The 23538-nt window shown below is 62.2% G+C and carries 20 protein-coding genes and 1 pseudogene; 4 read left to right on the top strand and 17 right to left on the bottom strand.

Features of this window, described 5'->3' with window-relative positions; genetic code table 11:
• Positions 1-32: 32 nt before the first annotated feature.
• Complete coding sequence (locus HV773_RS27570) at positions 33-320, bottom strand: hypothetical protein (RefSeq protein ID WP_129563828.1); 288 nt, start codon at positions 318-320, stop codon at positions 33-35.
• 273 nt (positions 321-593) lie between these two features.
• Here HV773_RS27570 and HV773_RS27575 point away from each other — a divergent pair, with 273 nt between their 5' ends.
• Genes HV773_RS27575 through HV773_RS27585 form a run of 3 tightly spaced genes read left to right on the top strand, consistent with a single transcriptional unit; the run spans position 594 to position 3094 of the window.
• Entirely contained in the window at positions 594-1469 is an 876-nt protein-coding gene (locus tag HV773_RS27575; RefSeq protein WP_129563827.1) for an SDR family NAD(P)-dependent oxidoreductase, read from the top strand.
• 2 nt (positions 1470-1471) lie between these two features.
• Complete coding sequence (locus HV773_RS27580; RefSeq protein WP_129563826.1) at positions 1472-2296, top strand: SDR family NAD(P)-dependent oxidoreductase; 825 nt, start codon at positions 1472-1474, stop codon at positions 2294-2296.
• A gap of 39 nt (positions 2297-2335) precedes the next feature.
• The gene (locus tag HV773_RS27585) at positions 2336-3094 is read left to right on the top strand and encodes an SDR family NAD(P)-dependent oxidoreductase (RefSeq protein WP_129563825.1); all 759 of its coding nucleotides are present in this window, start codon (positions 2336-2338) and stop codon (positions 3092-3094) included.
• Positions 3095-3151: 57 nt separating this feature from the next.
• Here HV773_RS27585 and HV773_RS27590 read toward each other — a convergent pair whose 3' ends face one another.
• The 3 genes from HV773_RS27590 to HV773_RS27600 are packed head-to-tail and all read right to left on the bottom strand — an operon-like array spanning position 3152 to position 5140.
• Entirely contained in the window at positions 3152-4144 is a 993-nt protein-coding gene (locus tag HV773_RS27590; RefSeq protein WP_129563824.1) for an NADP-dependent oxidoreductase, read from the bottom strand.
• A 29-nt stretch (positions 4145-4173) separates the two neighbouring features.
• On the bottom strand, positions 4174-4806 hold the full coding sequence (locus HV773_RS27595) for a Dabb family protein (RefSeq protein ID WP_129563823.1): 633 nt from the start codon (positions 4804-4806) through the stop codon (positions 4174-4176).
• Entirely contained in the window at positions 4796-5140 is a 345-nt protein-coding gene (locus tag HV773_RS27600) for a hypothetical protein (RefSeq protein ID WP_129563822.1), read from the bottom strand. The genes HV773_RS27595 and HV773_RS27600 overlap by 11 nt, the downstream gene beginning before the upstream one ends.
• Positions 5141-5295: 155 nt before the next feature.
• On the opposite strand from HV773_RS27600, the gene HV773_RS27605 reads away from it, so the two are divergent.
• On the top strand, positions 5296-6342 hold the full coding sequence (locus HV773_RS27605) for an AraC family transcriptional regulator (protein WP_129563821.1): 1047 nt from the start codon (positions 5296-5298) through the stop codon (positions 6340-6342).
• A gap of 125 nt (positions 6343-6467) precedes the next feature.
• On the opposite strand, the pseudogene HV773_RS27610 reads toward HV773_RS27605, so the two are convergent.
• The 13 genes and pseudogenes from HV773_RS27610 to HV773_RS27670 form a co-directional block, all read right to left on the bottom strand.
• Positions 6468-6566: pseudogene (locus HV773_RS27610) on the bottom strand (IS5/IS1182 family transposase); the annotation flags it as partial.
• Positions 6567-6813: 247 nt separating this feature from the next.
• Positions 6814-7026, bottom strand: a complete 213-nt coding sequence (rpsU, locus tag HV773_RS27615) for a 30S ribosomal protein S21 (RefSeq protein WP_129563820.1) — start codon at positions 7024-7026, stop codon at positions 6814-6816.
• 20 nt (positions 7027-7046) lie between these two features.
• Positions 7047-7262, bottom strand: coding sequence for a hypothetical protein (locus HV773_RS27620; protein ID WP_129563819.1), 216 nt, complete (start codon positions 7260-7262; stop codon positions 7047-7049).
• A gap of 70 nt (positions 7263-7332) precedes the next feature.
• Positions 7333-7572 (bottom strand): hypothetical protein, encoded by a 240-nt coding sequence (locus HV773_RS27625; protein ID WP_129563818.1) that lies wholly within the window; start codon positions 7570-7572, stop codon positions 7333-7335.
• Between the two features lie 76 nt (positions 7573-7648).
• Entirely contained in the window at positions 7649-7939 is a 291-nt protein-coding gene (locus HV773_RS27630) for a hypothetical protein (protein WP_129563817.1), read from the bottom strand.
• Positions 7940-8416: 477 nt separating this feature from the next.
• Positions 8417-8641, bottom strand: a complete 225-nt coding sequence (locus tag HV773_RS27635) for a hypothetical protein (protein WP_129563816.1) — start codon at positions 8639-8641, stop codon at positions 8417-8419.
• 275 nt (positions 8642-8916) lie between these two features.
• Positions 8917-9120, bottom strand: coding sequence for a cold-shock protein (locus tag HV773_RS27640; protein ID WP_129563815.1), 204 nt, complete (start codon positions 9118-9120; stop codon positions 8917-8919).
• 513 nt (positions 9121-9633) lie between these two features.
• A complete protein-coding gene (locus HV773_RS27645; protein WP_227875515.1) occupies positions 9634-10626 on the bottom strand; it encodes a hypothetical protein in 993 nt (330 codons plus the stop codon).
• 155 nt (positions 10627-10781) lie between these two features.
• On the bottom strand, positions 10782-11333 hold the full coding sequence (locus HV773_RS27650) for a hypothetical protein (protein ID WP_129563814.1): 552 nt from the start codon (positions 11331-11333) through the stop codon (positions 10782-10784).
• 91 nt (positions 11334-11424) lie between these two features.
• Positions 11425-11688 carry a hypothetical protein gene (locus HV773_RS27655; protein ID WP_129563813.1) on the bottom strand — a complete coding sequence of 88 codons (264 nt, stop codon included), beginning with the start codon at positions 11686-11688 and terminating at the stop codon, positions 11425-11427.
• A complete protein-coding gene (locus HV773_RS27660) occupies positions 11685-13028 on the bottom strand; it encodes a hemolysin (RefSeq protein ID WP_129563812.1) in 1344 nt (447 codons plus the stop codon). The genes HV773_RS27655 and HV773_RS27660 overlap by 4 nt, the downstream gene beginning before the upstream one ends.
• Positions 13029-13299: 271 nt before the next feature.
• Positions 13300-13569: a hypothetical protein gene (locus HV773_RS27665; RefSeq protein ID WP_160113483.1), complete on the bottom strand. Its 270-nt coding sequence runs from the start codon at positions 13567-13569 to the stop codon at positions 13300-13302.
• Positions 13566-23538 (bottom strand): hemagglutinin repeat-containing protein (locus HV773_RS27670; protein WP_175197347.1); only part of this gene is annotated, 9973 nt, incomplete at its 5' end. The genes HV773_RS27670 and HV773_RS27665, both read right to left, overlap by 4 nt.

Genomic DNA, 23538 nt, shown 5'->3' on the forward strand with positions numbered 1-23538 from the left:
GGGCAGTGAGCGAAGCGAACGTGGGGGTCGTTTCATATTTGCCCTGTTCCCCAAAGCCAGACAAACACCGCAACGACGCAGCCGATCCCGGTGCACACAGAAAGCTGGTATGGCACCTTGCGCACCCAGCCCGTTGCGATGAAGACGCGGTGAGCGACCAGCGCGCCCACGACGCCGGTCACGGCGCTCAACAGCCAGAATGGAAAGTACGCGCCGAACAGCGTGTACGACGGTGCGCCCCGGGCGGCGCAGCCGCCCAGCAGCGCGAGCGCCAGGGGCGAACAGGCGGCGGCGATCTTGGGCCATGTGCGTTGTTTCATTGCTTGTGTGGCTGGAACCAAAACGGGAATCCCGCCGCCAGGGACAACCCGCACGACATGGATTGCAGGTTGTCTGGCGCGCCCCGGGCAGCAGGGCACGCCATCATAGCGCGCTTTGTCGCACCCCCGGCACGTGGCTGCCGGGGCTCGCGGTCAAAGCGAATTTGATTGAAGCAATAGTGGTCGCTGATCGGATCGGTAGGGGTCGCGTGAACGATCTCCCCAGACAATCCCATTCAAGAAAGGTTTGACCGACATAAATACGGAGACTTCATGACTGACACCCAGACCCCTGCCCTGAAGGGAAAAATTGCGCTCGTGACCGGCGCGAGCCGCGGCATTGGCCGCGCGATTGCGCAACGTCTTGCGTCCGAAGGCGCGACCGTGGTGGTGACCGCGCGCAGCCTGACGCAATCGGCGACCGTGGCCGGCACGCTCGCCGAAACGGTCGCGCTGATCGAACAGGCGGGCGGCGGCGCGATTCCTCTGGCTGCGGATCTGGCGAACCCGGCTGAACGCGACGCGCTCGTCGCGCGCGCGGCCGAGGCGGCGGGCGGTCTCGACATCCTTGTCAACAATGCGGGCGTGGCCGACTACGAGCGCGTAGAGACGATGCCGATGGCGATGTTCGACCTGACCATCGACCATTACCTGCGCATTCCGTTCGCGCTGGCCCAGGCCGCGATCCCGCTGATGCGCGCGCGTGGCGCGGGCTGGATCGTCAACGTCGGGTCGGTTACGGCGCTGCCGCCGCTGCGGCCGTTCGACGACTTTTCCCGCTTTGGCGGCGTGACAGTCTACGCAGCGGTCAAGGCCGCGCTATCGCGCTTCACGCAGGGGCTTGCCGCCGAACTCGAAGCCGACTCGATCGCGGTGAACCTCGTCGCGCCGAGCACCGCAATCCTCACGCCGGGCGCGGCGCGCTACATCCCCGAAGGCTATCCGACCGAGGACGTCGCGTACCTGGCTGAGACCGCGCTCGCGCTGTGCCGGCTGCCCGCTCGCGAACGTACCGGCGTGATTGCGCACAGCCTGCACTTTCCGCTCGCGCACGGGATTGCCGTGCAGTCGCTCGATGGGCGCACGCCGTTGCCGACGCCCGTGATCCCTGCCTACGCGCATCCGAAAATCCAGCCCGAAGGACTGTAATCATGACTTCATCGCTTCGCTTCGACGGCGGCACCGCCGTGATCACCGGCGCTGCCAGCGGCATCGGCAGCGGCCTGGCCCGCCAGGCGGCCACGCTTGGCATGCGCGTCGTGCTGGCAGATCTCGACCCCGCCGCGCTAGACGCATTCGCCGCGACGCTCGACACGGATGTGCTTTGCGTGCCCACCGACGTGAGCCGGCCCGAAGCGGTCGAAGCGCTCGCCGAGGCCGCATGGAGCCGGTTCGGCGGCGTCGACTTGCTATTCAACAACGCCGGTGTGATGGCGACCGGCTTTAGCTGGGAAATCACGCCCGAGCGATTCGAGCACAGCTTCGCGGTCAACGTGCATGGCGTGATGAATGGCATCCGCAGCTTCGTGCCGCGCATGCTTGCGCGCAATCTGCCGGCGCGCGTCGTGAACACTGCATCGGTTGGCGGCTTTTTACCGAGCCCGATGATGTCGCCTTACTCGGCCACCAAGTTCGCGGTGGTCGCGCTGACCGAGTCGCTGTACGGCGAGTTGAAGATGCTCGGCTCGCCGATTGGCGTATCGCTGCTCGCGCCGGGGCCTGTGAAGAGCGGGATCTTCAATGATCCGTTCGGCGGCTCGCACGATCGCCCTGAAGTGCGCGGCTTCGTCGACACGATGCGCACGATGCTCGATACGTACGGGCTCACGCCCGACGCGTTCGCGCAGCGCGTGTTCGAAGGAATACGCGAGGACCGCTACTGGTTGATTCCACAACCAGAAATCATTGACGGCGCACTCCAGCAGCGTACGGAGTCGATTCTCGCGGCACGCAATCCCGTGCTGCCTTCGTACTGATAGCGTCAGTTGCAGCGCACTAAAACCGGAGCGCGATTCATGCAGAGGCTGGTGAACAAGGTGGTGGTGATTGCGGGAGGCGGCGGCATCGGCGCCGCAACCGCGATGAGGCTGGCGGGCGAGGGCGCAGCGGTGGTGATCGGCGATTTCGATGGCGAGAGCGCGAAATCGGTCGCCGAAAATATCCACGCCGCGGGCGGGCGCGCGCTCGGCGTGCGATTCGACATCAGCGACGACGCCTCGGTTGCCGCGCTGATCGCTGCGGCAACCGAAGCGTTTGGCGGCGTGGATGCGGTGCACGCCAACGCGGCGGAGATGAACGCGCTGCTGGAAGACACGACCGCCGTGGATGTGTCGCTCGACGTGTTCGATCGCACCATCGCCGTGAATCTGCGCGGCTACCTGCTGTGCACCCGGCATGCGGTGCCGGCCATGCTGAAGCGGGGCGGAGGCGCAATGATTTATACGTCTTCCGCTGCCGCATTCATGGGGGAAGCCGAGCGCGTTTCCTATGCCATCAGCAAGAGCGGCATCCATGCGCTGATGCGTCACGTGGCGTCGGCGTGGGGAAAGCAGGGTATTCGAGCCAATGCCGTTGCGCCGGGGCTGATTCTCACCGATGCCATTCGCGCCAACGCACCGTCGCAATTCATCGCCGATACGCTGGCCATCGGACACAGCCCAAGGCTTGGTGAGGTCGGCGATATTGCGGCCGCCGTTGCGTGGCTGGTTTCCGCCGATGGGGAGTGGGTGAACGGGCAGGTGATCAGCGTCGATGGCGGGGTTACGCTGCGCTAGCGCGAATCGCAAGCATGAAAAACCCCCTCCGCGCTTGTGAAGGCGCGGAGGGGTTTTTCAATCGTCGATATCGGCAACGTGAAGAACGAGTTTTGCACCGGCGTTGCCCGACTGAAGCAGGTCCAGTGCGCGCGCGGCCTCTTTTAACGGCAAGGTTTCGATGGGCGGCGTGTGCAGGTTCGCATTTTCGATCAGCGCGGCGACCTTGCCGAGGTGTTCGCCGCACGGTGTCCGGCTGAACGTCATCGCGGTGCGCAGGCCACGTTGCTGCGCCTCTGCCGCAACAACGGGCAAACGTTCCATATCTTCGGCGGTCAGCGTCATGATGCTGACGAGCACGCCTCCTGTCGCGAGCATGTCGAGCGCTCGTGGCAACGTGTTCCCACCAACGGCGTCGATCACGACGTCCACGCCAGAAGGCGTCCATTGCCTCACGGCGGACTCGATGTCCTGCGTCTGATAGTCGATGCTCAAGTCACATCCGAGTGCTTCGACGTAGGCGCGATGCGATGCCTTGCAAGTCACGGCGACATCGGCGCCCACGTGCTTCGCGAACTGGATGGCGAAAGTGCCCACCGCGCCGCCGCCGCCATGAATCAGGATCTTCTGCCCCGCTTGCAAACCCCCGTCGCTGAATACCGCGGCCCATGCAGCCAGCGCGGGCGTGGGTGTTGCCGCTGCCTGCGCGAAGCTCATGCCAGCGGGCATCGTGACCACGGAATCGTGGCGTACCGAAACAAACTCGGCATACGAACCCCACTTGCCCGAGCCCACATCCGATTGCGCGAACACGCGCGTGCCGACCGGCGGCCCCTCCGCCCCTTGCCCCAATGCCACGACCACGCCGGCCACGTCGAAGCCGAGTACGAACGGAAACGTGTACTGGAAGAACGCGCCGAGATATCCTTCCCGGCACTTCCAGTCAGCAGGGTTCACGCCGGCGCAGGCAACGCGGATCAGCACTTCTCCAGGGCCGGGTACCGGCGTCGGCAGGTCCGCCAATTTCATTTCGCTGGAAGGGCCGATCCGGTCGATCAGTATGGCTCGCATCAAGTTGTCTCCGTGGTGGTTTTGTCGTGTCAGATTGCATCGTCCGCGAGCAGACTCGATGCGAGCGGACAGGCGGCATGCGAGATCGCATCGACCGTCCACTGAGGATGTTCAGCATCGAAGCGGCGGTCGACCCAGCCCCAGTGAAACGGATGGAGCAGGTACTCGCCAGCGAGGTCGCCCATATCGACGAATTCCTGTTGCCACACGTGTGTCCAGGTACCCGGCGTCACGACGCGGCTCAAGCGCCAGTTGCGTATGCCGCGCATGTAGGCAGGCATGCGCAGCAATTCGAATTCGAGTTCGCGGATGTCTTTCTCGTGGGCGTTCGGTCGGGCGCGGAACATCAGCGTGCGCCAGACGCCGTCGCGCAAGCCCGGCTGGCGGACCCCGCCGCCGATGCTTTTATAGGCGACGTGATCGACGCGAGCGATGCCAGGAATGCTGGCCAGTTCGTTCGCCGCAGCGTCCCATTCGGCGTGGTCGTGGTGGGACACCAGATCGAGCGTGTAATCGCCCGCCCCCCAACTGCCCGCCAGATTGCGCTCGAAGTTGACGCGATTAAGGCCGAAGCGTTTGCGCAGACTGGCGCGCAATGCCTGTTCGATTGCTTCGGCATCGGCATCCGGGGTGATGAATATCCGCGCGGTTTTATGCTGCATGTTCGGGCTCCAGCGGGGTGAGCAATGTCGTGTCGGCATCCACCATGACGTGGCGCTGCCGGGCCTCGCAGATCGCGTCGACCTTTGCCCAGAATTCGACCACGCTGGCAGTCGTCATCGCGCGCATCTGGTAGTACGTGGGGGCATCCTTTACCTGCCAGAGCAGCCGCAGCACATTGCGCTCGCCAGGCACCGCGACGGGCGGCGAGACCCAGCGCGAGACAAGCGAGAGACCACGTGACAGATGATCGGGCAGGTACAGTTCGTGGAGTAAAGCCGTGACCTCCGGAATGCGCTCCGGGGCCAGCGTGATTTCATCGAGGATATGGATCATGGAGGGCTCGTGTCGGATTGCTTCGCCAGGTGCTCGTGAGTGAGCGTTCGCTGAAAAAGGCCGCGTGGCGTGTGGGTATACTAGGTTGGCGTTTGCTGGCCGACCCCTACCAGATCGTTCACTCAACACTATCGCGGCAATCAAAACTGATCAGTATGAAAGTTCCTTCCCAGCGCCGTGCCGCACGCGGTCTTCCCGGGCTCGACGCGCGCTTGATGCACGAACTGAAGCCAGGCCAGAGCAGCAAGCCGGCCGCGATGCAACCCGAAGACGACGAAGTGCCTGTCGACAGTTCGATTGCGTTGTATCGCTATGCGATCGAACGTCTCGAAGCGCAAGTGGCGCAGAGCGACGGCCATCCGCCGATGCGCAAGGAAGAAGTCGAGCTCATGTGCCGCTGTCTGGTGAGTTGCCGTACGCTCGATCACGCGATGCAGTGCGCCGCCTCGTTTTGCCAGATGCTTTATCCCCGGGCTGGCAAGCTTCTGCTAACGGTGCGCGAAGGCGAGGCTTGCTTCGAGATGGATTCGCTGCGGCGTACGCGCAGTTCGGCGGCATGCCTCGTCGACGTAACGGGCCTGCTGTGTTATCTGCAGATGTTCAGCTGGCTGATCGGGCAACCGTTGCGGCTGCGCCGGGCCTGGGTGGGACATCCGCGACGCAGCGACGTGATGCCTTTGCTGGGTCTGTTTGATGCGCCGGTGGCGGTGGGCGCGAAAAACTATGGATTCGCGTTCGATGCGGCTGTGCTTTCGCATCCGGTCGTGCGGCAGCCGCTGGAACTCGATGCTTTTCTTGCCGATTTTCCGTTTCAGCTTGTCGAGGCGGCGCCGGCCGTCGTGTCGTGGACGCAGAAGGCTCGTGGGTTACTGGATGCAGCGATTGCGCGCGAGCAGGCACTGCCTTCGTTGCCCGACCTGGCTGCATGGTTTGGCGTGAGCGAGCCGACCGTGCGGCGGCGTCTCGCTGCCGAGGGCACCACCTATCTGGCGCTGCGCGAGCGTTGCTTGCGCGAGGCCGCCGAGCGCTGTCTGCGCGACACCGACTGGGCGATTGCGCGGATCGCGAGTCATCTGGGGTTTGGCGGCGAGGAAGCGTTCAGGCGCGCGTTCCTGCGATGGACGGGGCATGCGCCGAGTCGATATCGGACGCGGGCGCGGACGCTATTGCACCCCCCGCCATCGGAGGAGTCGATCAGATAGCGATAACCGCCCAAGGTCTGGATGACCCCGCCGGTACATGCCTGGGTTTGCTCCAGCGTTTGGGAGGGTTGGTAATTTGATAGGCCAAGCCAGAGGTAGGTGGTCGTTGCGGCCTGGGGAACTTGATGAGGCTGACCACGTCGAGCAATTTCGGTCGCAATGCCGGCGGCATGCAGTGGACGTCGATATTTATCGTGGTCGTAGGCTCTGTCACCCTGAACGACACCAATACGGAGCCAAACGGGCAGGTGACCAGCGTCGATGGCGGGGCGACGCTGCCCTAATCGAACCGCAAGCATTTAATCTGCGCCCTCCGCGCCTTCACAAGCGCGGAGGGCGTTTTTTGGGTTCTTCGCAGATTTCCGGGGGAAGGGTTCTGCTCGACCCGTTGCCCTCATCCGGGCCGCGGCGTTGCCAACGACTGCTCCCGGAGCATCGCTGGCGCTCGCTTATCCGCGTGACAACTTCGGCTCAGTACTGCTTCCTCGGGGGCAACGACCTTTTGATCTGTTTTCGGAGTCGGGACACAGCGGCAGCCTTCTTTCGTTTGCGTTTCGCAGTGGGTTTTTCATAAGCCGTTCTGGCCCGCAGTTCCTTTATCAAACCGGTGCTCTCGATCGAGCGTCGGAAGCGGCGCAACGCGACTTCCAGCGGTTCGTTCAGCTTGGGGGTTACAGTAGTCAATTTTCTTCCTGGTTGTGAGTTCAGCCAAAGCACACGTCTAGCCACTCCTGCGCCCATATTTTCGCATGGGCAATAGCGTCTTCGCGCGCGTCGAAGCCCGCAAGATCGCCGCTTAGATGAATGTCGTACTCGCTGCCGTCCGCACGGCTGGTGCTGATGCGGGCATGGGCCATGTATTCGCCGTCAGCCCTGCGTGGCGTCGGGTCGATGATGAATCGCGTTGAATTGAAGTGCACCGTCGTTCCTTGTTCGGTTGCGGCACAACCATGATCGTTGCGCCAGCGTCGCGTGGATGGGTGGGCTGCCTCACGCGTTCAGCAGGGCCATGATCTGGCCGGCCTCGCGATCCGAGTCGCAGCTCGCCATGCCGTCCTTACGCAGCAGTGCGCGAACCGACACAAACATCAGATAAGCATCGGCATCGACCTCGTGGCGACCGTCGAAGATGACGTCTTCGAGCTCGGCGCGGGCTCCTGACGGCAGAAACCGGTCGACAAGTCCGGAGCCGTCGCGTCGAATCCACTTCAAGAGATCAGCTCTGTCCATGTCAAACCTCCGATGTTGCCTGCGTGTCCCGCCGCGAACGCGTGCTGACGGGTCCCGGCGTGCCGCGAGCTGCGAATCACACCTTCAAATCGAGGAAGTTCGTGTCCCGGGAACAGGTGTCGATGAGGTGTTCGGCATAGGCAGTCGACGCACGCCGTGCGTCGCCGGCGGTCTGGAAGGGCCTCGTCACCGCAAGCCGGAATACGCGGCTGCGGGGCGCTTCGCCTGAGCTTTCCGGTTCCTGGATACGCACGGCAGCGTCAAACCCTTCGTCGTAGTTGTGCCCACTTCCGGGCGCGGTGGCATGATGTGGATAGACCAGTGGATAAACTTCCAGTCCACGGTAGAGACGGAAACCGGTTTTCATGAAATACCTTTGAAGCCGCGCCAATACGCGACAAATCGGGAAAAGAGTGTGAGCGACTGAGTCCAGTCTTCACATGATTGGCCGTGTTGTTCGGCCTATGATGAAAGTGAGCGGCCCGATTCCGCCGGAAAAGGTGGCCAGGGAGGCGCAGAGAAGGGCTGTGGGTCAATCAACGCCTTCATGCTACACTCATTGCCCTATTTGTACAGCGAATGTTCTCTTTTCCCTGTGCTTTTACGAAGCCGCCAGACTGGATCGACTGCGGGCCTGCGCGTAACGCCGTATCGCAGCGGACCTTCGCATGAATCTCGAAACCCCGATATGGGATCATCCGGAACATGAGGCGCTGCGTCTATTGACGAACCAACTCGCCTCATGTCGGGGCTGTGCTCACACTTCGGTGTACTTCGCAATCTCAAGTGCGTCGTCGACCTTGTGCCCCATATGTGTTGGCTGTCTTGAACGGGTGCGTCGCCTTTAGCCGCGCGTGTCGACCCAGTTGCGTGCCCAGCGTGTCGAGTGCTGCAGCGCCTGCTCTTCACTCGTGAAGTAATCGAGCGAATAGAACTGGTAGCGGCCTTCGGCGCGCGCGCTATCGGTGCGCTCAAGCAGCAGGTTGGATGAAAAACTGCCGTCGGGCAAACGATGCGACGAGGGGTGGACGGCATAGCCGTTGTATTGCTGAATTAGTTCGTTATGCATTTTAATTTTAATGATGTTCGAGTGCGCGCGCCGTGTGAAATGTGCACGGATGCGCCGATTCAAAGCCATTGCGAGCTGAATCTGAAGCAGTCGGAAAGCGAAAGAAGGCGTTTCAGCCGGAGGGGAGAAGGACGCTCAACGAGACATGTGGCGCCTGGTAAGCTGCTGAATAAACAAATGCAGCTAAGCGCGACCGCGCCAATTTCAGGAGACAAAGCTCCGCGAGGGTGTCGCTGAACCCGGCGTCCATCGCGGAGGACCGGGCTCTTCAAACTTTACAGCGGCTTGATGTTAGCTGCTTGCAGACCCTTCGGGCCTCGCTTCGTTTCGAAGCTGACCTTCTGATTCTCAGTCAGCGTCTTGAAGCCGTCGCCGCTGATCTCGGAGAAGTGCGCGAATAGATCGTCGCCGCCATTGTCCGGGGTGATGAAGCCAAAGCCTTTGCTGTCGTTGAACCACTTAACGATACCGGTATCCATGAAGAATCCTTGAGGAAAATAGAAAAATTTGCTCTGTTACGGAGCGTTTGAAGCAACAAGGAGGGAGAGGACAACGAATACCGCTGAGGAGCGAGCAATTGATGAACAGCAATCGAACTTCTTGAACTTCGAACGACACAGTACCCGCTGTGTGCTACCAGCGTCAATACTTATCTTGTAACTGTTTCACCAGGATCGCATCGGCCCTTGCCCCAAATTCGACCGCGATGGTAGTTGTCATCGCGCGCAGCTGGTAGTGCGTGGGGCGTCCTTGACCCGCCAGAGCAGCCACGGCACATTGCGCTCGCAAGGCGCCGCGACGGGCGGCGAGACCCAGCGCGGGACGAGCGGGAGTCCGCCGAGCGTTGTCTGCGCGACACCGATTGGGCGATTGCGTGGATCGCGAGTGATCCGGGGTTTGGCGGAGAGGAAGCGTTCCGGCGCGCGTTCCTGCGATGGACGGGGTTGCGCCGCGCCGATATCGGATGCATGCGCGGGCGCAAGTGTGATTCCTTATTGCCCCTGTGCGGCAACCAAGCGCTGTGCGATGAAGTCGGCGGCGATGCGGTTATATCCGGCACCGACGGCTGAATACCGGTCGCCAGCTTGGTACAACACCCCGGAATATACCGTTCCGTTGTACTCAATATTGCACCCGCGTCCATTGGAGGAGTCGATCAGATATCGATAACCCCCCAAGGTCTGGATGACCCCGCCGGTACGTGCTTGGGTTTGCTCCAGCGTCTCGGTGGACTGGTAATTTGACAGGCTTAACCAGAGGTAGGTGTTAATTACGGCTTGGGGAACCTGATAGATTTGCGCCCCATGCGGCATTGCCGTGCTGTCGTCCCTCAAAAGATATAAACCGGTCGGGTAAGCATTTTCGTCCTTTTGTAACACGTCCGAAAGTGGTTGGCCGGAAACGTCGGTTGCATTGACGGATACGCTGTAGAGCGGCGTCGACATACCCTGCATGCCAAGCTCGTAGCCCTGTGGGAGTTTCGCGAAGATCTTCGAGTTGGCTCCGATATCAGTGTCCGGCGTATGTTGCGACGTGAACGCGCCTTCTGCGGTGATATACACGTGCGTCGCATACTGTCTCTTGAAGTTGCCGGCGATGACGCTCGACGCCATGCTGAAATTGCTGTCGCTGTCGGCGTTGACATAGTATTGCGTCCTGCCGAAGCCGGTCGAAGCGGGTAGGGGACCTGCCATGCCTTGCCCGGTAGGGCGCATATCGAACTGGTAGTAGCCTGCTCCGGTGTCCTTCAGGAAGATGCTGTCGAAGAAGCTGGCATTCGTTGAGGGCGTTGGTGGCGTTGTATTCGAGTCATCAGCTATCGTTTCGCTGCCAGGGGAATTTGTGGCAACGCTGCTGTTGTCACCGCTGCCCCCACCACAGGCGGCCAGCGATATCATCAATGCGATGGCGATAGCGGTGTTTCTCGTGCGTACGCCAGTATTCCCGGGGTTCGGTATATTCCACATCTTCGTTTTTTCCATCATGCACTGCGCGACACTATGGGTTGAGTGCAGTTTGTTGATGAAATTGTATTTAGAAATGCTAAATTATATGCAATATACAAACTATTCGATGGGCGCAATCATATAACGTGGGGAATTAGTTGTGGATGATGCAAATCATCGAAGGGTGGGCATAATTATTTTAATGCTGGATTGTTTGATTTTTCGCTATCGATGCGTATCAGTTCGAAATCGGCCGAGCCGCCCTGTTTGTAGGCGAGAAAAAGATGATATTCACCTGGCTTTATTTCAAAGGCCTTATCCTTAAAAATTAGGCCGTTTGATTTCAAGGTCATAGGAAAATTGTCGAAGACGAGGAACGGATCATTGGACATCATGCCCGTTAGTCCGCACGTCACATAAGTACCATTGCTGCCTTCAGGCATTCTTCTCGTAGTCGAGGTTCCGCACACGCGAGGAGTTATCGCATCGAACTGTTTGCCATCTTTCCTGTAGAGGCGAAATAGAGGAAGATTATTTCCAGCGGCATCACCTCGGATGACGGATATCGTCGATACATCCCAGTTCCGGCCTTTGATGTTTGCTACCTGGTAGGTTCCGTAGAATTGCTCCAGGTTTTCCGCCGCCTGGCCTTTCAATCCCTGGTTTTCGTCTGCAAGGTCTGGGACAAGCACGGAGCACGCGCCAATGAGTGGGAAAATGGATGCGATAAGATATTTAATTTTCATGGGGTTTCCTTAGAGAAAAAATCATGGTCGTTACATGACTATTGATCTGCATTGCAAATGACAAACTTGAATGAAGCTGGGTTGGTTGTCATCAGGGGTTGTCCTGTTCGTCGCCCTTTATTTCGTAGCTCTTGCGTGCTTTTTTGTAGCTGTTGTCGAAAGGCTTGATGTGCAGCATACGTGCCCGACTGCACATCCCACCTACTGCGGCCACTCCGAACCCCAGTAATAATGGAATGACACTCCATGGAGACGACGGCGCAAACTTGAGGGAAGCAAACATTATGGCCAGACCGATAATGACTAGACTGACGCTTGCCCCCCAAGTTAAATTCCCATCTGCAATAAATTTCATTTCCCAGCTCCAGAACCTATAAAGCGGCTCCATGAGGAATTAATAAATTCCTGAATGGAATTTCCCCAGCTGCTGGAATTAAACTGATTTGCTGCTTCGTTCACTGCGGGACTCAAGGCAGGAACTCGGCCAGATATGGTACTTGCAGCAATCCCGACTACGCTATTTTCATAGTATTGACCCACATCGGGTTTCGCAATCTGCACAATTCCATCTGCGGCCATGCCAACAGCTGTTCCAGCAAAAGATGCAGTTGTAAAACCCGGCGAATAAGGCGATGGAATTTGTGCCGCAGCGGCCGTCGCGGCGCTAAACCTACCGGCCGCTGTCGAAACTCCCCCCGCCACATTGGCTACTGTTCCCCGCACATCCATCCCGACTGGCGACGGCGTATACGTATAAGCACTCGGCACTTGCCCCGGCGCGGCCGAGTTGTAGTTCTCCATGATGAATGACTGCAACGCCTGATTTGCCTGCGGCAACGACTGGATAACCAGCGGATTCCCGTTTGCGTTGGTCAAACCGGTGTTGATCCACACCGCACCCGGATCGGTCGGGGTCCGCCCATTCAGTTCCTCTGCTACGCCCGACGGCACGCAGCCGCCGCTCGTACACATCCCCATAAGCCGCATCTGGTCTTCAACCTGCGCCTGCGTGTACTGGCCATTGCTTTTATCTGCGATGTCTTTCGCCAGCTTCCGTTCATCCGGATGAAGTTGCCTGTTGTACAAGTCCACGTTAGAACCGGAGAACGCCCCCGCCCCTCCCGCCGCCGCGCCTGCATCGGTCGCAACAACGTTCGCAACAATGTTCCCGAGCGCCTTGTTCACATCAGCATCACCGGTTGGATTCGATGCCGCGATCGAACCGCTCAGTTCATTCAGCGTCGGCGCCATCTTCGATCCAATCGCCGCACCGGCCGCGCCCGCGACAGCACTACCCACACCACCACCAAGCCCCGCCACCACAGCCGCGCCCGCTGCCTGCATTGCCGCGCGCTTATCACCGCCCTCGGCCCACGCAGGGTCGTGAGTAGCTTTCGCCTGGGCATCCGCATAATCGCCAATACGCTGCGCCACTGCCTGGCCCGCTGCCTGTGCCGCCTGCATCCGGTCCGCCTGCTGGTTCAGCAGGGCGTTCAGGTCAGGCGTGTTCGCGACCTTGCCGTTCGTGTCCACCGTGTCGCGACTCAGGCTCGCCACGTCCTGCTTCTGGTTCGCGCCGTCCATGATGTTGATCGTACCGGCGCTCACCGCGCTGCGCGTGGTCGCGTCCGACGAGCCGCTGTCGCTCTGCGAGGCTTCGAGGCAGGGCAGCAAGTGAGGATCGAAGTGCAGCACGGCAGGCTCGTCATCACGCCGGACTGAACGGCTCCACAAACAACAAACCCGGCTCAAGTCCGGGTTTGTTGTTGCTCATAGCTGGTGGTTTTCTCGCCACCACAGAAAGGTCCAAATAAGCGCAACTGCGATCACAAGCATCAAGAGAAGGTGCCACCATTCTCTCCGGCTACCAGGTAGATCGGTCCCTCCCCCGAGGCTCGCGAGGATAAGCAGCAAACATACCCACAGCGCGCCCAGAACACGGTTACCCCATCGAGAATTCATATCGTCATTCCTTGAACCAAGGGCCGAACTTCTCTGATTCATCACTGATCATTCCGGCTTTTCGTAGACGAGGAGGCAATTTCCTTACCCAATAGACCACCAGCGCTAGGCACACGGGACAAAACACAAACAGCATTGCTGATTTTTCGTCAAGATTGAACGCAAATCGGCACAATCCTGTGGCAAGCATCGCGAACACTATCCCAGCACCTATAGCTGAACCCCAAACCACGCAGGCTGTCTGCACGAGAGCATAAAGACGTTTCCAATTCATTTTTTTTGCCCAGCGTTGCGTGCGTCGTCCACGATTTTTGCGCCCTTCGTGCCGACATTTATCACTTGGATCGCGGCATTAACGTCGCCGGGAATAACCCATTTTAAGACTGGAATCGTAGTCGTGCTGCCAAACTTTGGAACAGTCACATCGAACATGCTCTGGGGGCGATTGAGTCCATCTGACCACCCCATCTTCAATGGAACAGGTGCAGTCAACGCCGCGATCCCTACGCCAAGCGATGCCGCATCGTAGAGCATTGGGCCCCACGTTGGCGAGACATATGTAAATGCCATTTGCAGTGGATTCATTCCTGGTTCAGGTATTCCGTTGTACCGGTTGTACAGTCCACTCATTCCGGTAGCCACATCGTTGGTTCCAGATACGGCCATCGCGCTGCCAACGCCACACGCTACACCCGTAGCGCAATATTTCACTCCAGTGGCAGTGATATATGCGCCGATGCCCATCGTCGCTGCATCCTTCGCCACGCCCAGTGGATCGCTCTTCACCATATCGCCGATTTTCTGCGTCGGCGTGTAATCGAACAGCCCGGCCTCTTTCTGGTTATTCACCCATTGCAACTCAGGCCCGAGCTGCGACGCTTCAAGCTGGCTCACATAGTTCGCGTTGTACTGGTCGCTGCCCTGCGGATACTCTGCCCAGCACTTCACGGCATAGCACGCTGCACGCGTGAGCCTGTCCTGTTCGGCCTTGTCGTCGCCTGCCTTGTCTTTGATGGCGTCCTTTTCGTCAGGGTGGAGTTGCCTGTTGTAAAGGTCCACGTTAGAACTGGCAAACGCCCCCGCCCCTCCCGCCGCCGCGCCCGCACCCGTCGCCACCACATTCGCTACGATATTCCCGAGCGCCTTGTTCACATCAGCATCACCGGTCGGATTCGATGCCGCGATCGAACCGCTCAGTTCATTCAGCGTCGGCGCCATCTTCGATCCAATCGCCGCACCGGCCGCGCCCGCGACAGCACTACCCACACCACCACCAAGCCCCGCCACCACAGCCGCGCCCGCTGCCTGCATTGCCGCGCGCTTATCACCGCCCTCGGCCCACGCAGGGTCGTGAGTAGCTTTCGCCTGGGCATCCGCATAATCGCCAATACGCTGCGCCACTGCCTGGCCCGCTGCCTGTGCCGCCTGCATCCGGTCCGCCTGCTGGTTCAGCAGGGCATTCAGGTCCGGCGTGTTCGCGACCTTGCCGTTCGTGTCCACCGTGTCGCGACTCAGGCTCGCCACGTCCTGCTTCTGGTTCGCGCCGTCCATGATGTTGATCGTGCCCGCGCTCACCGCGCTGCGCGTGGTCGCGTCCGACGAGCCGCTGTCGCTCTGCGGCAGCATCGGCGACACGCCACCGCCGTTGGAAACCGAACCCGGCCCCACGGCTCTGCTGGTGTTTGCGATACCCATGCCCGCGCTGATGCCGTTACTGCTCGCACTGTATTCCGAGTGGTTGGCGATATCGGAGAAGGTGAGGGTGCCGGTCGTGAGGTTGTTCTTCGAGGTATCCGCCTCACTGGTGATGACCGCACCCGTCAGGTCCGTGTTGCCCTTCACGTTGATATCAAACCCACCCGTGCCCGCATTGATTCCGGCCTGTTCGTTCACGCCCGCATACTTGCCGTCCGCGTGGCCGTTCTGCGCGCTGATGCTCGCGCTGCCGCCGCCCTGGCTGATGGTAAAGCCGCCGCCCGCACTGCTCTGATGCGCCGCGCTGCTGGTGACGTCCTGCACGCTCACGATGTTCAGGTTGCCGTCAGCGTGTGCGATGACCTTGCCGCCGTTGACCTGCGAGCCGATGATGTTCGTGTCGCCGCCGGAAACAACCGTCACGCTGTTTGCACCGTTCACGTGCGACGCGTTCTGGATCTGCGCATCGCTGTTGGCATCGCCGTGCGCGTTGCTCATCGATGCGGACACACCGAAGCCGCCGCCCAGTGTGTACTGCACGCCCACGCTTGCGCTGCTGGAGCTGTTCGAACTGCGGGTCGAGTCGGTGTCGGTCGTGTTGACGACGTTGACCTGATCCTTCGCCGCGAGCACGACATCATTGGCGTTGACGTTCGAACCGGCAATCGTGACATTGCCCGAGCCCGGCGTGCCGTCGCCGGTCGCCACGAACGCCGCCGTGCCGCCCGCCTGCACGGATGAACCGCTGTGGATCGTCCGGTTCTCGCTGGCATCGCTGCGGCTCTGGCTGGTGCCGAACGACACCTTGACGCCGATATCAGGCTTGTCACCCGAGGCGAGATCCGCCACGCCTGCGCCGCCCATGAACGCATCGTTGGCCGCCGCGATGCCGTGCAGGGCCGCCGCGCGGCTGTCGCCCTTGCCCGAAGAGTTGTTCGCGGCCTGTGTTTCCGATATCGCGTTGTTGATCGCATCGCCCACGCTGCCGGCAAGCCCGACCGTGAAGCCGCTCTGCTTCATCTCGTGCGACTCGTCATGACGCGTCGTGCCCTGTGCGGCCTCGATGGTCACGTTCGCGCCGGTGCCGGTGACGTTCTGCGCGGCGATGATGTCGCTGCCCGTGACGCGCAGGTCCTTGCCCGCAGCCATGTTCACGCTGCCGTCCGTGCTGCCGACGAGGCTGGCGTTGTTCGTCACCGCTGTGTCGTGCGCGGTGTCCTTCTGGTCGCGGTTGCCGTAGTTGATGCTCAGGCCGCCGCCGCTCAGGGCTCCGAAGCCGGACTTCCTTTCCTCATGGAAGGTGCTGTTCTGGCTGGTGTCCTGCGTCGTGGTCACGGTCAGGTTGTTCGCCGCCGCGAGGTTCACATCATTCGTGGCCGCCACCGTCGAGCCGCTGATCGTCATGTCACGCCCGGCCGCGCCGTTCACGGAATCGCCGGCGACCGTCGAGCCGATCGACAGGGTCTGGTGCGATTCCGATGCGTCCGTGGTCTGCGTCCTGGAGAGGAAGCCGGAGGAATCGTGATGCGACCAGGACTGCGCATCGTGCGTTTCCGTGACACCGCCGATATTGACGTCGCCGGTAGCGGCGATGGTCGTTGCACCGGTTGCCGCCGTGACGCTGGAGCCCATGATGTTCAGGTCACCGCTGCCGCCCTGGCCGGCGGCGAGCGTCGTGTTGCCGCCCGCGCTGACGCTGCTGCCCTGGACCCGCTCGTCGTAGCTCGAACGCTTCGATTGCGCGATGCTGCCGCCCATCGACTGGCCGCTGTATGAGGCGGTGTCCTTTGCCGCCGTCACCGTCAGGTGTCCGCCTGCGCCCATTGCCACGTCGCCGCCCGCCGCGACGCTCGAACCCGTGAGCGTCGTATCGCGCCCCGAGAGGGTCGTCACGTTGCCCGCGCCTGTGACGGCGCTGCCGGCTTCGTGGGTCGCCACGACATGCCTGCCGTTCAGGCCGTCCACCGTTCCGGCGTCGTGCGTCGCCGTGAGCGTGATCGCCCCCGCGTCGATGTCGCGGCCTGCTGCGACGGTGGTGTCGCCTCCCGAGGTGATGGCCGAGCCCGCCAGCTTCACGTCGCGCGCGGCGACGGCGCTCACGCTGTTCGAGCCCGATATCGTCGCCACCGACTGAACCGCCATGCCGCTCGCACTCGAATGGAAGCCCGGCATATCGGAACTCACGGACGCCTGCGCGGTGGTGCTCACGTTGTTGATGTCGCGGCCTGCTGCCACGATGGTATCCACGCCGCCGATGCGCCCGCCGAGGTTGTTCACGTCCTGCACGGCCGAGACTGTTGTCGCGCCGCCGCTGCCGATGACGCCCCGGTTCGTGACCGTGTTGCCGATGACGGTGGTGGCCACGTCGCCCACGACGTGCCCGCTGTTGCTGAACTCGCCCGTTGCGTTCTGGATGACCTGGTTGCCCGCCACCAGCGCGCCGCTGGACTTGAGGTCGACCGTGTTCGACTGCGCAAGATAGAGCTTCGGCACCAGCACGTCCTGCTGCGAGCCGTCGGGCAGCGTCACGCTCTGGCTGACGAGCCAGACCATGTCGGTCGTCAGTTGCGCCATCTGCGCGCTGCTCAGGCCGACCCCGGGCGCAAGACCGAAGTCCTTTGCATACTTCACGCCGTTGTTCATCAGCGCAGTGTACTCGGCGAGGTTGTCGGCATAGCCCGCGAGCAGCGCGCGGCCGGTGAGTTGCGTGACCTGGTTGCGGATCAGCATGGTCTCGTAGTAGCCGTCGCCCAGGCGTTTTGCGGTTCGTGCCGGATCGAGCCCGAGTTGGTCGAGCATGTAGTCGCTGGAGATGAACTTCGTGTAACTCGTGAAGCGCGGGTTGGTCTCGATCAGGTAGCTGGCATCCGGCGCGCTCTGGTAGGTGTAGAGCGCGTTTACCGGCAGTTTCAGGTCGGGGATGCCACTGCTGGCCGTGCCGAGCGTCTGCGGCTTCGTGGTCTGGTCGTCGGTGGTGTTCACCGTCTGTGCGTGGCTGTCCTGACCGCTCACGCCTGTGACCGATGTCGCGCCGCCGCCCTGGCCCGTCACGCCCGCCACCGATGTCGCGCTGCCGTTCGTCGTGACGCTGCCGAGCTGCGTGCCCGTGGCATCGCCGCCCGCTACACCCGAGCCGGTCACGGTTTCGCCGTGCCGGTCCACCGAATTGATGGTGATGGTCTGCGCGTCGGTCTGCACGGTCTGGTTGGACGTGGCAATCGCGGGTAGCGCATCCACCGTCGTCGGAGCGAGGGGGGTGATGGATGGCTTTTCCGTATGCGTGTGCGAATTGCCGCCGCTTTTCTGGTGCCAGAAGTACGTCGCTTCAACGGTCTGCGTGCCGGTTTGCTGGAGCACCGTGCCGGTGTCGTTCACGCTGCCGCCCATGGCGCGGCGCACGAGATCGCCGCCCGCCGCCATGGTGGACGATGCGTTGTTGATCGAACCTCCGTCGGAATTGATGCGGATGGCGCCCTGGGCGATGATTTGCGCCGCCGTGCCCGCGCTCACGAGCCGGTCGGTTTGCGTGGTGGTGGTTGTGGTGACGATGACCGGAACGTAGTCGTGATTGTCCGGCTCGATGTCGTAGCGGATCATGTCAACGGCCTGGTCGGGGCGGATCTGGGTCTTCGCGTCCCAGTCCGGCCAGAACGCGATGGTCACCGTGCCGTCCGCATTCTGCGTCAGGCTCTGGTAATACTGCGTCGGGTTGCTGGTGATGGTGCGCTCGCTCCAGACGCCGTTCGGTCCGTTCGAGTCCATGTACCGGTCGGTCAGCGGCGTGGTCAGCGAGAACGACTGCGTCGAGGTGTCGATGTTCGTGACCTGCGAGGCGGGGAGCGTCACTGAAATCGGCTTCGCAAGCTTCTGGAGCACTTCCGTGCCGATTCCGCCGGGATTCCAGCGCCACTGCGGGTAGCTGAGGCTCTGGTAGGTGGAAAACACCTTGGACGACAAGTCGCTGCCCAGGTCCGCCGTCCACAGCGTGAGCGCGCTCGATGAACTCTCGGGCGTGCCCGCCTCGGTCTGCGCACCCGTCCTGATGTTGTTGACCGTATGCGCCGCGATGTCGATATCGCCTTCGGCCTCGATGTCGGCCGCGCGGTTGGTGAGCGTGCCGGTCTGATTGGCGAGCACGCCCGAGGCGTCGCGCGCGCCGTTCTTGGCGATTTCCAGATTGCCCGCGCTGTAGATGAGCGCGCCATCCGCATTCGTGACGGAGTCCGAAGCATAGATGCTCACTTGCTCCACGCCCGCAATCACGGCCGCTGCGCCGGTGTTCGTCACGTCGTTCGCATGGATCGCGACCGTGTTGCCGATGATGCCGCCCGTGTTGTCCAGCGTCGCGCTGCGCGTCGTGACCGCGTCGCCTTCGATCAGGCCGGCATTCGTGATGGTGTTAGACGCCGTCACGGTGGTTGCCGACGAGTTCATGTCCGCGCCGGCCGCGTTCACGACGTTCGTGCCGCTTGCTTTCAGCGCGCCGCCCGCCGCGAGTTCGCCCGTATTGGTGAGCGTGCCGCTCGTGTGAATCGACATATCGGCATCGGCGTTCAGGCGGTTGGCCGTGCCGGTCGTGTAGTCGTCAGAGATGTCGAGCGAGAGGTTGCGGCCGGCGGTCATTTTGCCGTCTCCGCTGATAGCGCCGCTTGCAGCGATGTCGCGGTTCGCGCGCACGCTGCCGTTTTCATTCGAGAACGCAGCGACGTTCGCCGATACATCGAGGCCGCCGAGTATCGCTCCGCCATCGTTGATGACAGCGGTGGTGGCTTGGCCCACGTTCAGCCCCTTGCCGCCGTAGAGCGTGCCGCCGCTGTTCCCGATCGTGCTGGTGATGGCGAGAGTGCCCGTGCCGCCTGCGACGACCTGGCCGCCGCTGCCGTTTTCGAGCGTCTGGCCGTTCAGCGTCAGGTCGCCGTTACCGCCCAGCGTGCCCGCTGTGTTGTCGATGTCCGTTGCGCTGACCGTTGTTGCGCCGTCGCCGGCGTTCGTGAGCGCGCCGTTTGCGTTGTCGATCGCGCCGGCGGCGACGTTCATCATGCCATGCGCGCCGTTCGCAGCGACCGCGCCGCCCCGGTTCAGCAGCGCGCCGCCAGCGGTGAGCGCGAGATCGCCACCGGACTGCGCCGCGCCGTCCGTGTTGTCGAAGTTGCCGCGGGTGCTGGCGGACAGATGGTCCTGGCCGTAAATGAGCCCGTTTCGGTTGACGATGCCGTTGGTTGCCGCGATCCGCGCGATATGCTGCGCGGTCATGTTGCCGTTCGAGTTGTCGAGGCTCGCGGATTGCGTCGCGACCGAGCCGTTCGAGGCGATCTGGCCGCTGACGTTCGAGAGCGCACCCGTCGCCGTAATGTCTAGCATGCCGGTGCCGGCGTGCGTCACGGCCCCGCCGTCGTTGCTGATTTGCGCGGCTGTGACCGACAGGCTGCTGGCGTTCGTGGCGATCCTTCCGCCGCTCGAGTTGTCGAGCGTTCTGCCCGCCGTGATGGTTTGCGCGCCAGCGCCCGATTGCGCAATGGTGCCGCTTTCGTTCGTCAGATCGCCAGGTGTCGAGACGGAGACGGCCGTACCTTCGATGTCGCCGTTCGTATTGTCGATGGACGAACCCGAAACCGTGGTCGTTGTGCCAATGAGCGCGCCGCCGCGATTGTCGAGCACGCCAGCCGCCTTCACGTCGAGGGCGTTGCCCGCGCCTACCGTGGCGTTCTCGTTCACGACCGTTTGCCCCGAAATGCTCGCGTCGTGCTTCGCCGTTATCGCGCCATCACGGTTGTCGACGGTCGAGCCAGCGACCGCCGCCGAGCCGTTCGTGCCGATCTCGCCGCCTGCGTTCGATACGTTGCCCGTGGCCGTCACGTCGAGCTTGCCGCTGCCGGCGTGCAGCACTTTGCCGCCATTGTTATCGATGGATGCGCCCGCAACCGTGAGGTTTTGCGCGTTCGAGGCGATCTGGCCGCCGTTTGAATTGTCGAGTTTTACGCCAGCCGTGACGGTCTGCGCACCCGTCCCCGATTGAACAATCTTGCCGCCCTGGTTCACGAGGTCGCCAGGCGTCGAGACCGCGACCGAGTCGCCTTCGATGTCGCCGTTCGAGTTGTCGACCGAAGCGCCGGATATGGTCGTGGTCGTCGCGGTCATCGAGCCACGGCGGTTGTCGAGCGCCCCGGAAGCGGCGACGGCGAGTGCCTGGCCGGCGGCCATCCTGCCGCTTTCGTTGATGAGCGTTTGAGCTTGGGCGCTCAGGTTTTGCTGCGCGGTCATGGTTCCGCGCGTGTTGTCCACCGTCGAACCCGTGACGCCTGCGGAGCCGTTCGAGGCAATCTGGCCGCCCACGTTCGACACCTTGCCGGCGGCTTTTACGTCGAGTTTGCCGCTGCCGGCGTGCAGTACCTTGCCGCCATCGTTGTCGACGGTTGCACCCGCAACCATTAGGTTTTGCGCATTCGACGCGATCTGCCCGTTGTTCGAATTGTCGAGTCTTCCGCCTGCCGTGACAGCTTGCGCCCCCGCGCCCGACTGAACAATCTTGCCGCCCTGGTTCACGAGGTCACCAGGCGTCGAGACCGTGACCGAGTCGCCTTTGATGTCGCCGTTCGAGTTGTCGACCGATGCGCCGGATACGGCCGCGGTCGTCGCGGTCATCGAGCCGCCGCGATTGTCGAGCGCCCCGAAACTGCTGACGTCGAGCGTCTGGCCTGCCGCCATCGTGCCGCTTTCGTTGACGAGCCGCTGTGCCTGTGAGTTCAGGTGCTGCTGCGCGGTCATGGTTCCGCGCGTGTTGTCCACTGTCGAACCCGTTATGCTGGCCGAACCGTTCGTGGCCATCCTGCCCGAAACGTTCGAGACGCTGCTTGCGCCACTGACGTTCAGCTTGCCGGCGCCCGCGTGCTGGATTGCGCCGCTGTCGTTCGTGACGCTCGTACCCTGGACAGTCAGGTCCGTCGCGTTGCTTGCGATGGTGCCGCCCGTGTTGTCGATCCGGCCGCCGGCGGAAAGGGTTTGCGCGGCCGTGCCCGACTGCGAGATGGCGCCGCCTGTGTTGACCAGGTCATTGGTCGCGGAGAGGGCGAGCGTATCGCCGTTGATGTTGCCGCGGGTGTTGTCGATGGATGCGCCGGAAACCGTCGTCGATGCACCCGAGAACGTGCCGCCTGCATTGGAGAGCGCCCCTGTCGCGCTTACGTTCAATGCGCCGCCGGCGGCGGTCGTGCCACTGTTGACGAGGTCCCATGCCGAGAGCGTGGCATGGCCGAGCGCGGTGATCTGGCCCAGGTTCGTGAGCCGGTAGGCGTTTGCCTGGACATTGCCATTACCGCCGATCACGCCACAAAGGCCGTTCAGGAGCGTACCCGCCACGCCGAGGTTCAACCCGTCGCCGTTGAGCGACAGGATATGGCCCGCCGAATTGTCCAGCGAGCCCGCGAACACGCTTTGCGGACCGGCCGCCTGCATCGTGCCGTGCTGGTTGTTCAGCGCGCCGCCGACATTCGTATTGAGTGCGCCGCCCGAAACGATCTGGCCGCTGCGGTTTGACATGGCCTCCGCGTTGAGCGTTTGCGTGCTGCCCGACGAGACTGCCGCATTGTCGGTCGTGAGCGTGCCGGCCGTAGTGGCCGCGAGCGTGCGGCCGGCCTTGACGGTCGCGCTCGAAAGGTTCGCGTCGCCCGTGCCAGCGTTCAGCGTCATGCTGCCCGTGGCCGAGGTGTTGCCGCCCGAGAAGTTCAGGCCATGGCCGGAAAACACCGCGTCGCCGCCCGAGAGGTTGTGGCCGGTCGCCGACACCGCGCCCGAAGCGGATACAGTGAGAGCAGCCGCTTGCGTTACGACACCATCGCCGTTCACGCCCGCGCCAATCGTCCCGCTCGACACAACATTGCCCGCATTGACGAAAACGTTCCGCTGCGCGGCCAGCGTGCCGTTATTCGTGAGCGCACCCGCTGTGCTCGCGTTCAAATCCTGCTGCGCGTAGGTCGTGCCGCTGTTATCGATGCCATCGTGCGCGCTCGCGCCGATATTGCCGCTCGCGCTGGTCTGCCCTGCAAGCACGAGCTTGCCCGCCGAGGTCAGCACGAGGTCGCCGGCCTGCGCCGCGAGGACGCCCCTGGTCGACACCCCCACGCCCAGCTCCGTGCCCACCAGCACGATGCGGTTCGCGTACATACCGCCGAGATGGCTCACGTCGATGGAAACACCCTGCGCGGGCCCATCGCCCGCAATCGGCGTGGCCGCGAGCGTGTCGTGATCGACGCGGTTCGCGCCCGTCACGACATTCAGATTCTTCGCATAGATAGCCGCATTGGCCTGAACCGCGCGCGACAGCAAATCAACCTGATCGACATTCGACGCATCGAGCCCCGCGCCGCTGACCGTGATATTGCCGCCCGTTACATTAAATCCGGAGAGCGAACCATTGCCCGCATAATTCGGCGTACCGGTGGTGAGAATGGCGCGCGACGTGTTGATGAATCCGCCGCCGTTCACCGCAATGCCCGACGGGTTCGCGATGACCACCTCGGCCCGGTTCCCCGCCACTTCGAGATGCCCGTTC

The sequence above is a fragment of the Paraburkholderia caffeinitolerans genome, assembly GCF_902859945.1.
GTDB lineage: Bacteria > Pseudomonadota > Gammaproteobacteria > Burkholderiales > Burkholderiaceae > Paraburkholderia > Paraburkholderia caffeinitolerans.

What these genes read in the sequence shown, in the direction of transcription:
- HV773_RS27570 (WP_129563828.1), bottom strand. Translation starts at nt 320, where the DNA reads ATGAAACAACGCACATGGCCCAAGATCGCCGCCGCCTGTTCGCCCCTG.
- HV773_RS27575 (WP_129563827.1), top strand. Translation starts at nt 594, where the DNA reads ATGACTGACACCCAGACCCCTGCCCTGAAGGGAAAAATTGCGCTCGTG.
- HV773_RS27580 (WP_129563826.1), top strand. Translation starts at nt 1,472, where the DNA reads ATGACTTCATCGCTTCGCTTCGACGGCGGCACCGCCGTGATCACCGGC.
- HV773_RS27585 (WP_129563825.1), top strand. Translation starts at nt 2,336, where the DNA reads ATGCAGAGGCTGGTGAACAAGGTGGTGGTGATTGCGGGAGGCGGCGGC.
- HV773_RS27590 (WP_129563824.1), bottom strand. Translation starts at nt 4,144, where the DNA reads ATGCGAGCCATACTGATCGACCGGATCGGCCCTTCCAGCGAAATGAAA.
- HV773_RS27595 (WP_129563823.1), bottom strand. Translation starts at nt 4,806, where the DNA reads ATGCAGCATAAAACCGCGCGGATATTCATCACCCCGGATGCCGATGCC.
- HV773_RS27600 (WP_129563822.1), bottom strand. Translation starts at nt 5,140, where the DNA reads ATGATCCATATCCTCGATGAAATCACGCTGGCCCCGGAGCGCATTCCG.
- HV773_RS27605 (WP_129563821.1), top strand. Translation starts at nt 5,296, where the DNA reads ATGAAAGTTCCTTCCCAGCGCCGTGCCGCACGCGGTCTTCCCGGGCTC.
- HV773_RS27625 (WP_129563818.1), bottom strand. Translation starts at nt 7,572, where the DNA reads ATGGACAGAGCTGATCTCTTGAAGTGGATTCGACGCGACGGCTCCGGA.
- HV773_RS27630 (WP_129563817.1), bottom strand. Translation starts at nt 7,939, where the DNA reads ATGAAAACCGGTTTCCGTCTCTACCGTGGACTGGAAGTTTATCCACTG.
- HV773_RS27635 (WP_129563816.1), bottom strand. Translation starts at nt 8,641, where the DNA reads ATGCATAACGAACTAATTCAGCAATACAACGGCTATGCCGTCCACCCC.
- HV773_RS27640 (WP_129563815.1), bottom strand. Translation starts at nt 9,120, where the DNA reads ATGGATACCGGTATCGTTAAGTGGTTCAACGACAGCAAAGGCTTTGGC.
- HV773_RS27645 (WP_227875515.1), bottom strand. Translation starts at nt 10,626, where the DNA reads ATGATGGAAAAAACGAAGATGTGGAATATACCGAACCCCGGGAATACT.
- HV773_RS27650 (WP_129563814.1), bottom strand. Translation starts at nt 11,333, where the DNA reads ATGAAAATTAAATATCTTATCGCATCCATTTTCCCACTCATTGGCGCG.
- HV773_RS27655 (WP_129563813.1), bottom strand. Translation starts at nt 11,688, where the DNA reads ATGAAATTTATTGCAGATGGGAATTTAACTTGGGGGGCAAGCGTCAGT.
- HV773_RS27665 (WP_160113483.1), bottom strand. Translation starts at nt 13,569, where the DNA reads ATGAATTGGAAACGTCTTTATGCTCTCGTGCAGACAGCCTGCGTGGTT.